This window comes from Streptomyces sp. CO7, from assembly GCF_053474865.1.
In genome coordinates this window covers 236,147-245,743 of the sequence record NZ_JBRIOU010000004.1, presented here as the reverse complement: position 1 = coordinate 245,743, position 9,597 = coordinate 236,147, and the positions used below count along the sequence as shown (strand labels likewise).

Below are 9,597 nucleotides of genomic sequence, written 5' to 3'. Positions count from 1 at the left end.
CCCGCGCAGTGGCCCGGAACCCCCGCCGCCCCGGGCCCTCACGCACCGCCCCGTAGAATCGAGGCACCATGGCATACCTCGACCACGCGGCGACGACCCCGATGCTGCCGGAGGCGGCCGCCGCGCTGACCGCCCAGCTGGCCGTCACCGGCAACGCGTCCTCCCTCCACGCGGCCGGCCGCCGCGCGCGCCGCACCGTCGAGGAGGCCCGCGAGACCCTCGCCGAGGCCCTCGGCGCCCGCCCCAGCGAGGTCGTGTTCACCTCCGGCGGCACCGAGGCGGACAACCTCGCCGTGAAGGGCCTGTACTGGTCCCGCCGCGACGCGGACCCCGCCCGCACCCGCGTCCTGGCCAGCCCCGTCGAGCACCACGCCGTCCTGGACGCCGTGCACTGGCTCGCCGAGCACGAGGGCGCCACCGTCGAGTACCTCCCCGTCGACGCCCACGGCCGGGTCCACGCCGACGCCCTGCGCGCGGCGATCGCCCGCAACCCCGACGACGTCGCCCTCGCCACCGTGATGTGGGCCAACAACGAGATCGGCACCCTGATGCCGGTCCGCGAACTGGCCGGCGCCGCGGCCGAGTTCGGCGTCCCGCTGCACGCCGACGCGGTGCAGGCGTTCGGGCAGGTGCCGCTCTCCTTCGAGGAGTCCGGCCTCGCCGCCGCCACCGTCTCCGGCCACAAGATCGGCGGCCCCTACGGCATCGGCGCCCTGCTGCTGCGCCGTGAGCACACCCCCGTCCCCGTGCTGCACGGCGGCGGCCAGGAACGCCACGTCCGCTCCGGCACCCTCGACGTCCCCGCCGTGGCCGCCTTCGCGGTCGCCGGGGCGCACGCAGCAGCGCACCAGCCGCTCTTCGCCGAGCGGATCGGCGCCCTGCGCGACGAGCTGGTGGACGCCGTCCGCTCCGCCGTGCCCGAGGCGATCCTCGGCGGCGACCCCGACCGGGCCGGCCGGCTCCCCGCCAACGCGCACTTCACCTTCCCCGGCTGCGAGGGCGACTCCCTGCTGCTCCTGCTGGACGCCCAGGGGATCGAGTGCTCCACCGGCTCCGCGTGCACGGCCGGCGTCGCCCAGCCCAGCCACGTCCTGCTGGCCACCGGGACCGACCCGGACCTGGCCCGCGGCACCCTGCGGTTCTCCCTCGGCCACACCTCGACGCCCGCCGACGTGGAGGCCGTCGCCAAGGCGATAGGCCCCGCGGTGGAGCGCGCCCGCGCCGCCGGCCTCACCTGAACCCGGACCGCCCGCCCCGGGACCCTGCCGGGCGTCAGGCCTGGTTCTTCAGCGCCCTGCGCACCAGCTTCATGTACCGGTCCCAGTCCCAGTGGGGCCCGGGATCCGTGTGGTCCGCGCCCGGCACCTCGTGGTGGCCGATCACGTGCTTGCGGTCCACCGGTATGCCGTGGCGCTCGCATATCCCGGCCGTCAGCCGCGCCGAGCCCTCGTACATGGCCGCGGTGAAGTCCTGCGGGCGGTCCACGAAGCCGACGTGCTCGATGCCGACGCTGCGCTCGTTGTAGTCCCGGTTGCCCGCGTGGTACGCCACGTCCAGCTCGCGGATCATCTGCGTGACGTGGCCGTCCCGGTCGACGATGTAGTGCGCCGCCGCCTGGTGGGCGGGGTCCTTGAACACCATCACCGCCGTGCGGTACTCGCACTGGGTGATGTGGACGACGACCAGCTCCACCGGGTAGTCGTCGGGCCGGTCGGCCCGGCGGTAGTTGGCCTCCGAGGCGGCCGTCCACCGGGCGCCCGGGTAGTCCACCGCGCCCTCGGCGCGGGGCTTCTCGACGCCCGGCACCCGCCACCACGCGCGGCTGAGGTCCTCGCGTGCGACCAGGCCGGCGCCGGCGGCCGTCGCGAGGCCGCCGATCAGCAGGGTCCGGCGCCTGACGCGCCGGCCCTCGTCCTTGCTCTTGCCCTTGCCGGACCCGGTGGTGGCGTTCACGTACCGCACAACGCATATCCGGGGGCGGCGGTTCCCGGGCGCCCCGTACCCTGGAGGGGCTATGACCGATTCCCCGCAGCGCCCCCTCCGCGTCCTCGCCGCCATGTCCGGCGGTGTCGACTCCGCCGTCGCCGCCGCCCGTGCCGCCGAGGCGGGACACGAGGTGACCGGAGTGCACCTCGCGCTCTCCGCCAACCCGCAGTCCTTCCGCACCGGAGCCCGCGGCTGCTGCACCGTCGAGGACTCCCACGACGCCCGCCGCGCCGCGGACGTCATCGGCATCCCCTTCTACGTGTGGGACCTCGCCGACCGGTTCAAGGAGGACGTGGTCGACGACTTCGTCGCCGAGTACGAGGCCGGCCGCACCCCCAACCCCTGCCTCCGCTGCAACGAGAAGATCAAGTTCGCCGCGCTCCTCGACAAGGCGCTCGCCCTCGGCTTCGACGCCGTCTGCACCGGCCACTACGCCAAGGTGGTCCTCCGCGAGGACGGCACCCGCGAGCTGCACCGCGCCTCGGACATGGCCAAGGACCAGTCCTACGTCCTCGGCGTCCTCGACGACCGGCAGCTCGCCCACGCCCTGTTCCCGCTCGGCGACACCGTCACCACCAAGGACGAGATCCGCGCCGAGGCCGCCCGCCGGGGCCTCGCGGTGGCGAAGAAGCCCGACTCGCACGACATCTGCTTCATCGCCGACGGCGACACCCAGGGCTTCCTCGCCAAGCGCCTCGGCAAGGCCGAGGGCGACATCGTCGACGAGTCCGGCGCCAAGCTCGGCACCCACGAGGGCGCCTACGGCTTCACCATCGGCCAGCGCAAGGGCCTGCGGATCGGCACGCCCGCCGCCGACGGCAAGCCGCGCTACGTCCTGGACATCTCCCCGGTGAACAACACGGTCACCGTGGGCCCCGCCGCCGCGCTCGACGTCACCGCGCTGACCGCGATCAAGCCCCGCTGGTGCGGCACCGCGCCCTCGGGCCCCGGCGCGTACACGGCCCAGCTGCGCGCCCACGGCGACGAGACCCCGGTCACCGCCGAGCTGGTCGACGGCACCCTGCACGTCGCCTTCGCCGAGCCGGTCCGCGGCGTCGCCCCCGGGCAGGCCGTGGTCCTCTACGACGGCACCCGGGTCGTCGGTTCGGCGACCATCGCCTCCACCGTCCGGGCGACGGAGACGGCCGCCACGGCCTGACGCCGCCGATGCCCCGGGCCGAACGGAGCTCGTGGCGAGGGGAGTTGGTCCGACTGCTCCCGGAAACACCGGGCACCCGTACCTCTGACGACACCGGTGCCGGGGTGGACAGCCACCACAGCGACTGCTGAAGGGCGGCCTCATGCCTCGTATGAGCTGGACCATGGAACAGCGAGCCACGGTGCAGCGGTACATGCTTCTCACCACACTGTTCGCGGTGGCAGGCGTCGCCCTCGGGGTCTTCCTCGCCGTCTCCGGGAACGCCGGAGGATGGGTGGTGCTGGGGATGTGCCTGTGCATATGGGCGGCGTGCGCTCTGTTCGTCGGCTCCGTCCGGCGCGACCAGCCGTGAGAGTGCGCGCGTCACGGCACAGGTCATGAGCGGGGCGTCCGGGCCCTCTTCCGCCCGGGGGCGCTGTCGGACCCCACTGGCACCATGACCGGATGACCGACTCCACCGCGATCGCCGCCTACTGGAACGCCGCCGCCCGCGAGTTCGACGAGGAGCCCGACCACGGGCTGCGCGGGGAGGCGACCCGCGCCGCCTGGGACCGGCTGCTGCGCCGGTGGGCGCCGCCGCTGCCCGCGGACGTGCTCGACCTGGGCTGCGGCACCGGCTCGCTCTCCGTGCTGCTGGCGGGGGCCGGGCACCGGGTGACCGGTGTGGACCTCGCGCCCGCGATGGCGGAGGCCGCCCGCACGAAGCTGGCCGCCGCCGGGCTGCCGGGGGTCTTCCACGTCGGGGACGCGGCCGCGCCGCCGGTGGGGGAGGACCGCTTCGACATGGTCGTCGTGCGGCACGTGCTGTGGACGCTGCCCGACCCCGAGGCCGCCCTGCGCCGCTGGGCGGGCCTGCTCCGCCCCGGCGGCACGCTGCTGCTGGTCGAGGGCCGCTGGCGGCAGTCCGCCGACCCGGCCCCGTACGTGGACGGCGCGGAGGCGCTGCCGTGGACCGGCGGGGTGCCGCCCCGGACGCTGCGGGAAGCGGTGGCCCCGTACGCCTCCGAGATCGAGATCGAGGACCTGACGACCGACCCCGACCTGTGGGGCCGCGAGGTGGACGACATCCGCTACGCGCTGGTGGCGCGCGTGGGGTGAACCGGGAGGGAGACCGGACGGCCGGGAGGATGCCCTCCCGGCCGCCCGGTCCACTGCGTCACTCCGCCTTCTCGGCGGTCTCCTTGACCGCCCTCAGCGTGGCTTCCATGCCCTCGCCCATTTCCCGGAGGCGGTAGTCGATCACGGCCTCCTCCTTCTCCGGCATCTTCGCGATCACCCGGGTGACCCCCGAAGGCCCCGGCCCGATCACCGTCGACTCCCGGAGCAGGGTGCCGCCGTCGACCGGCGTGAGACTGAACGACCAGGTGGCCATCCGCTTCTCCAGTGCCTGGGCCGGGTCGCCGAAGCGGCCGTCGACGTCCAGGACGGCCCAGGTGAGCCGCCGTTCGGGCTCGAACTCCGTGATGTGGGCCAGCGTCCGGCCCGCTCCGGCGATCGGGTGCTCGTTGTGGCCGATGTACCGCGCGCCGACGGCCGGGCCGGTCGCCCCGTCCAGCCACTCGGTGCGCTTCAGCTCCGGGCTGCCCTTGGACATCTCCTCGATGTCGGCGACCACGGCCCACACGCGGGCGGGCTCCGCCGCGATGTGGATCTCGCGCTCGGTCGCAGGCCCGTCGGAATAGCGCACGTCGTCCCCCACTTCCGGGGCACGGTCGCTCGCCGGCCCCCGCAGGGCGATGCTAGACCTGCCAAGTACCGGGCGAGCGTGTGCGGTTGGCCACACCGTCGATCTTGGCGGGACGCGGCGGATCAGGCTCCCGCGCCGCCGTAGCGCTGCCCGACCTCGGCCACCAGCCGCGCCATGACGGGCGCCGCCACGCCCTCGCGCTCGGCCGCGCGCAGTACGGCGCCGCCGATGGCGTCGAGCTCCAGGGCCCTGCCCGCCTCGGCGTCCCGCCGCATGGAGGACCGCATCCCCGGCGGGCAGTTGTCGTACATGGCCAGGGTCTTCGCCGGGTCGAGCGAGGCCCCGCGGGCGGACGCCACCGCGGTGATCTCCTCGGTCAGCGCGACCAGGTCCTCCCGGTGCGTGGTGCGCACGCCCTCCGCGTCGGTCAGGTGGCGGGTGGTCAGCAGCGCGAAGGGCGCGAGGAACGCCAGCTTCCCCCAGAGCGCCGAGGCCTCCGAGGAGGCGATCCGTGCCCGCACCCCCGCCGAGCCCAGCAGCTCCGCCACCCGTCCGAGCACCGGCTCGGGCAGCCCGGCCAGGTCGATGTCGCAGAACGGGCTGCCGTGCTCCACCACACCCGGTGCGATCCGGGTCGCCTCGACCCGGATCACCCCCGCCGCCACCCGCCCGGCGCCGAAGCGCCCGCGCAACCGCTCGACGTGCTCCACGCCGTTCAGCAGCGGCACCACCACCGTGCCGGGGCCTACGGCCGTGGCCGGCACCCGCTCCAGGGCGGCGTCCAGCGAGGTCTGCTTGACGGCGACCAGGAGCAGGTCGACAGGCTCGCGCAGCCCGGTGTCCGCCTCCACCACCGCGGTGAAGTCGCCGTAGGCACCGCTGCGCACGGTGACCCCGTCGCGCCGCAGCACCGATGCCGTCTCCTCGCGGGCCACGCAGATCACCCGGTGGCCGGCGCGGGACAGCACGGCGGCGAGCAGCCCGCCGACACCGCCGGGGCCGAGTACCGCGACGGTGGCGGGGGAAGCGGTCGCATGGGTGGGGGAGGACATGGCGGTGAGGCTCCTTCCGGGCGAACGGAGCCCGAGCCCGGGCCCCACCGAGATGATCAGCGTCCGGTACCCCCAGGGCAAGCCCAGGGTTCGATGGCCGTACCCCAGCTCACGCTTGGGTGCGACCGTCCGTTCCGCCAACTCCCGGCAGCGCACGGTGATCGCCTTTAGGGTGCGCTCCATGACAACCACGCGGGGGAGTACGCCAGTTGTGGCGTTCAAGGGTGCCGTCAAGGACTACGGCGCCGTACGGGCGGTGGACGGGCTGGACCTGGAGTTCAGGGCCGGGGAGCGGGTCGCCCTGCTGGGGCGCAACGGCGCGGGGAAGTCGACCTCCATCGCGCTGATGCTGGGGCTCGACGAACCCACGGCGGGGACGGTCGAGCTCTTCGGGGGAGCGCCGCGTGACGCGGTGGAGGGCGGCCGGGTCGGAGCGATGCTCCAGGACTTCAAGCCGGTCTCCCGGATCACCGTCGGGGAACTGATCGGCTTCGTGGGCTCCGCCTACCCGGCGCCGCTGCCCGTCGCCGAGGTGCTGGAGCTCGCCGGGATCGCCCACCTGCGCGGGCGCCGGGTGGAGAAGCTCTCCGGCGGCCAGATCCAGCGGGTCTGCTTCGCCGTCGCCCTGTCCGGCGACCCGGACCTGCTGGTCCTGGACGAACCCACCGCGGCCCTGGACGTGCAGGCGCGGCAGGAGTTCTGGCGGTCGATGCGCGCCCTCACCGACCGTGGCAAGACGGTGCTGTTCTCCACCCACTACCTGGAGGAGGCCGACCGCAACGCCGACCGGATCGTGATGATCGACCGCGGCCGGCTGATCGCCGACGGCGGCAGCGCCGACATCAAGCGGACCGTCGGCACCGGTCTGGTGACCTTCGACGCGGTGGACGGCACGCTTCCCGAGGGCGTCGCCGCGCTCCCCGGAGTGCGGACGGCCGAGGTGCGGGACGACAGGGTCCGGCTGCGGACCACCGACCCGGACGCGACCACGGTCGCCCTGGTCGGGCTCCTGACCCCGCGCGGCCTGGAGGTCACCCAGGCCGGTCTCGAGGAGGCCTTCCTCACCCTGACGTCCGAGGCGTCCGATGCCTCCGAGACGTCCGGGTCCCCGGCGGCCGGCCCCGCGGCAGCGACCGCCGCCCCCGCAGAGAGAGGTTTCACCCGATGAGCGCCGGAACCGCGGTCGTCTCCCGCTACGTCCGTCTCGAACTCAGGCGCACCTTCCGCGACCTCGGCTTCGTGATCTTCGGCATCGGCACGCCGGTGCTGATGTACAGCATCTTCACCTCGGTGGGCGACCAGGGCGCAGCCGCCGGCGGCTGGGACGTCCTCGCCATGGTCGGCATGGCGTCCTACGGCGCGCTGGGCGCCGCCCTGACCGCCGGTTCGGCCGTCGCCGAGGACAAGGCCAACGGCTGGCTGCGGCAGCTGCGCGTCACCCCGCTCACGCCCGCCCAGGTGGTCGCCGGGCGGACGCTGACCGGGTCGCTGATGGTGCTTCCGGCGGTCGTGGCGGTCCTGCTGACCGCCCGGCTGCTCAACGGGGTCGACCTGGCGCTGTGGCAGTGGCTCGCCCTGACCGCGCTGCTCTGGCTGGGGTCCCTGCCGTTCACCATGCTCGGCATCGCCAACGGCTACCTGCTCTCCCAGCAGGCCGCCAACGTCACCAACGTCACCTGCAACCTGGCGCTCGCCCTCATCGGCGGCCTCTGGTTCCCCCTCACCGAGTTCCCCTCCGGCCTGGCCGCCGTCGGCGAGTGGACCCCCGGGTACCTCTTCGCCCGGCTCGGCCACGACACCGTCGCCGGGCACGCCCCCGGCCTGGTCACCGTGGCCGGCCTGGCCGCCTGGCTGCTGGTCCTCGGCGCGTACGCGGCGCACGGCTACCGCAGGGCGGGCCGCCGCGCCTGACGGTCCGGCCCCGGGGGCCGCGGCGGGACAGCCCGCCCGGTCCCCGCAGGCAACGGCCCGCCCGGTCCGCGCAGGCAACGGCCCGCGACCTCGGCGGAGGCCCCGGCGGCCCCGGGGCGAACGAGTACGGTGAGCGGCATGAACATCTGCGTCTTCCTCTCCGCCGCCGACCTCGACGAGAAGTACACCCGGCCCGCCCGGGAGTTCGCCGAGCTCATAGGACGGGCGGGCACACCCTGGTGTGGGGCGGGTCCGACTCCGGCCTGATGAAGGTGGTCGCGGACGGTGTGGAGGAGGCCGGGGGCGGGCTGTACGGCGTCTCCGTCGACTTCCTCTCCGCCAAGGCTCGGCCGGGCCTGGACACCATGGTCGTCGCCAAGGACCTCGCCGAGCGCAAGCGGCTGATGCTGGAGCGCGCCGACGCCGTCGTGATCATGGTGGGCGGCACCGGCACGCTGGACGAGGCCACCGAGATCATGGAGCTGAAGAAGCACGGGCACACCGAGATGCCGATCGTGCTGCTCAACACCGCGGGCTTCTACGACGGGCTGCACCAGCAGTTCCTGCGGATGGAGGCCGAGGGTTTCCTGTTCCGGCCGCTCACCGAGATGCTCTTCTTCGCCGAGGAGCCGCTGGGCGCGATGGCCCACCTGGAGGAGAGCCTCGGGCATGTCTGAAGGGAGCCGGATGCGAGCATGGGGCGCATGGCAACTCATGTGATCACCGGCGCCGGCTCCGGCATCGGCGCGGCCGTCGCCCGCCGGCTCCTCGAGCGCGGCGACGAGCTCGTGCTGCACGCCCGCGACGCCGGCCGGGCCAAGGAACTCGCGGCCCGCTTCCCCGGGGCGCGCACCCTGGTCGGCGACCTGAACGACCCGGACAAGCTGTCCTGGGCCTTCTCCCACCAGACCCTGCCCGAGCGGATCGACTCGCTGCTGCACATCGCCGGCGTCGTCGACCTCGGGCCGGTCGGCGACCTCACGCCCAAGGCGTGGCGGCACCAGCTGAACGTCAACCTGATCGCCCCCGCGGAGCTGACCCGGCACTTCCTGCCGCAGCTGCGGGTCGCCAAGGGGCACGTCGTCTTCGTCAACTCCGGCGCCGGGCTCGCCGCCCACGCCCACTGGTCCGCGTACGCCGCCTCCAAGCACGGCCTGAAGGCGCTCGCCGACTCCCTGCGCCAGGAGGAACACGGCAACGGCGTGCGGGTCACCTCCGTCTACCCCGGCCGGACCGCCACGCCCATGCAGGCCAAGGTCCACCAGCAGGAGGGCAAGGAGTACGACGAGAGCCGCTGGATCGACCCCGAGTCGGTGGCCACCAGCATCCTCATGGCCCTCGACCTGCCCCGCGACGCCGAGGTCAACGACCTCACCGTCCGCCCGGGCCGCTGACCGGCGTGCCGGCCGCCGCCGGAGACGCGGTCCGCGCCTGGCTCGAGGACGTCTGGTCCCGGGCCGGGGCCGCGCTGCTCCTGCCCGGGGGAGAGCTCGGGCCGCCCCTCGACCGGCGGCCGGTGCTCGCCGAGGTCTTCGACCCCGGCGCCCTCGCCGGGCTGCGGGAGCTGACCACCGGCGGCACCTTCACCGGGGACATCTGCCGCTGCCACGGCCACGCGACGCTGGTCCTGCTGGACCAGGACGCCGAGATCGCGGCGACCGCGTCGCTGCACGGCACGGACACCGTCGCCTGGCAGCGCGCCCGCTTCCGGAACGACCTGGAGGTCGCCGACCCGACGGCTCTCACGGCGTGGCTGCGGCGGGCCGCCCCCGCCGCCCTGCTGCTCGGCGAGGTGGACACCG

Annotated in this window: 11 protein-coding genes and 1 pseudogene; 9 read left to right on the top strand and 3 right to left on the bottom strand. The window is 74.4% G+C overall.

The features are described from left to right. Positions 1–68: 68 nt before the first annotated feature. The gene (locus tag ACOV8S_RS13845; protein WP_448318118.1) at positions 69–1,238 is read left to right on the top strand and encodes a cysteine desulfurase family protein; all 1,170 of its coding nucleotides are present in this window, start codon (positions 69–71) and stop codon (positions 1,236–1,238) included. Between the two features lie 34 nt (positions 1,239–1,272). Here ACOV8S_RS13845 and ACOV8S_RS13840 read toward each other — a convergent pair whose 3' ends face one another. Further along, on the bottom strand, positions 1,273–1,953 hold the full coding sequence (locus ACOV8S_RS13840) for an N-acetylmuramoyl-L-alanine amidase (protein WP_448318117.1): 681 nt from the start codon (positions 1,951–1,953) through the stop codon (positions 1,273–1,275). A gap of 61 nt (positions 1,954–2,014) precedes the next feature. On the opposite strand from ACOV8S_RS13840, the gene mnmA reads away from it, so the two are divergent. The 3 genes from mnmA to ACOV8S_RS13825 all read left to right on the top strand — a co-directional run bounded on the left by mnmA (position 2,015) and on the right by ACOV8S_RS13825 (position 4,243). Next, complete coding sequence (gene mnmA, locus ACOV8S_RS13835; RefSeq protein WP_448318116.1) at positions 2,015–3,145, top strand: tRNA 2-thiouridine(34) synthase MnmA; 1,131 nt, start codon at positions 2,015–2,017, stop codon at positions 3,143–3,145. Positions 3,146–3,308: 163 nt separating this feature from the next. Next, the gene (locus tag ACOV8S_RS13830) at positions 3,309–3,497 is read left to right on the top strand and encodes a hypothetical protein (RefSeq protein ID WP_448318115.1); all 189 of its coding nucleotides are present in this window, start codon (positions 3,309–3,311) and stop codon (positions 3,495–3,497) included. A gap of 92 nt (positions 3,498–3,589) precedes the next feature. After that, on the top strand, positions 3,590–4,243 hold the full coding sequence (locus ACOV8S_RS13825; protein WP_448318114.1) for a class I SAM-dependent methyltransferase: 654 nt from the start codon (positions 3,590–3,592) through the stop codon (positions 4,241–4,243). Between the two features lie 58 nt (positions 4,244–4,301). Here the strand turns inward: ACOV8S_RS13825 and ACOV8S_RS13820 are convergent, their stop codons facing one another. Together ACOV8S_RS13820 and ACOV8S_RS13815 are read right to left on the bottom strand one after the other, a co-directional pair. After that, positions 4,302–4,832, bottom strand: coding sequence for an SRPBCC family protein (locus tag ACOV8S_RS13820; protein ID WP_448318113.1), 531 nt, complete (start codon positions 4,830–4,832; stop codon positions 4,302–4,304). A 122-nt stretch (positions 4,833–4,954) separates the two neighbouring features. Beyond that, a complete protein-coding gene (locus ACOV8S_RS13815) occupies positions 4,955–5,884 on the bottom strand; it encodes a ketopantoate reductase family protein (RefSeq protein ID WP_448318112.1) in 930 nt (309 codons plus the stop codon). Between the two features lie 181 nt (positions 5,885–6,065). Here ACOV8S_RS13815 and ACOV8S_RS13810 point away from each other — a divergent pair, with 181 nt between their 5' ends. From ACOV8S_RS13810 to ACOV8S_RS13790, 5 genes and pseudogenes are all read left to right on the top strand, one after another. Next, a complete protein-coding gene (locus ACOV8S_RS13810; protein WP_448318111.1) occupies positions 6,066–7,052 on the top strand; it encodes an ABC transporter ATP-binding protein in 987 nt (328 codons plus the stop codon). After that, entirely contained in the window at positions 7,049–7,795 is a 747-nt protein-coding gene (locus ACOV8S_RS13805) for an ABC transporter permease (RefSeq protein WP_448318110.1), read from the top strand. The genes ACOV8S_RS13810 and ACOV8S_RS13805 overlap by 4 nt, the downstream gene beginning before the upstream one ends. A 138-nt stretch (positions 7,796–7,933) precedes the next feature. Then, positions 7,934–8,472 (top strand): annotated as a pseudogene (locus ACOV8S_RS13800) (LOG family protein). A 27-nt stretch (positions 8,473–8,499) separates the two neighbouring features. After that, positions 8,500–9,189: an SDR family oxidoreductase gene (locus ACOV8S_RS13795; RefSeq protein WP_448318109.1), complete on the top strand. Its 690-nt coding sequence runs from the start codon at positions 8,500–8,502 to the stop codon at positions 9,187–9,189. A 5-nt stretch (positions 9,190–9,194) separates the two neighbouring features. Further along, the coding region (locus ACOV8S_RS13790; protein WP_448318108.1) for a hypothetical protein at positions 9,195–9,597 on the top strand (403 nt) is incomplete at its 3' end.

Coding starts and splice junctions, on each gene's coding strand:
- ACOV8S_RS13845 (WP_448318118.1), top strand. CDS start 69: ATGGCATACCTCGACCACGCGGCGACGACCCCGATGCTGCCGGAGGCG.
- mnmA (WP_448318116.1), top strand. CDS start 2,015: ATGACCGATTCCCCGCAGCGCCCCCTCCGCGTCCTCGCCGCCATGTCC.
- ACOV8S_RS13830 (WP_448318115.1), top strand. CDS start 3,309: ATGGAACAGCGAGCCACGGTGCAGCGGTACATGCTTCTCACCACACTG.
- ACOV8S_RS13825 (WP_448318114.1), top strand. CDS start 3,590: ATGACCGACTCCACCGCGATCGCCGCCTACTGGAACGCCGCCGCCCGC.
- ACOV8S_RS13815 (WP_448318112.1), bottom strand. CDS start 5,884: ATGTCCTCCCCCACCCATGCGACCGCTTCCCCCGCCACCGTCGCGGTA.
- ACOV8S_RS13810 (WP_448318111.1), top strand. CDS start 6,066: ATGACAACCACGCGGGGGAGTACGCCAGTTGTGGCGTTCAAGGGTGCC.
- ACOV8S_RS13805 (WP_448318110.1), top strand. CDS start 7,049: ATGAGCGCCGGAACCGCGGTCGTCTCCCGCTACGTCCGTCTCGAACTC.
- ACOV8S_RS13795 (WP_448318109.1), top strand. CDS start 8,500: ATGGCAACTCATGTGATCACCGGCGCCGGCTCCGGCATCGGCGCGGCC.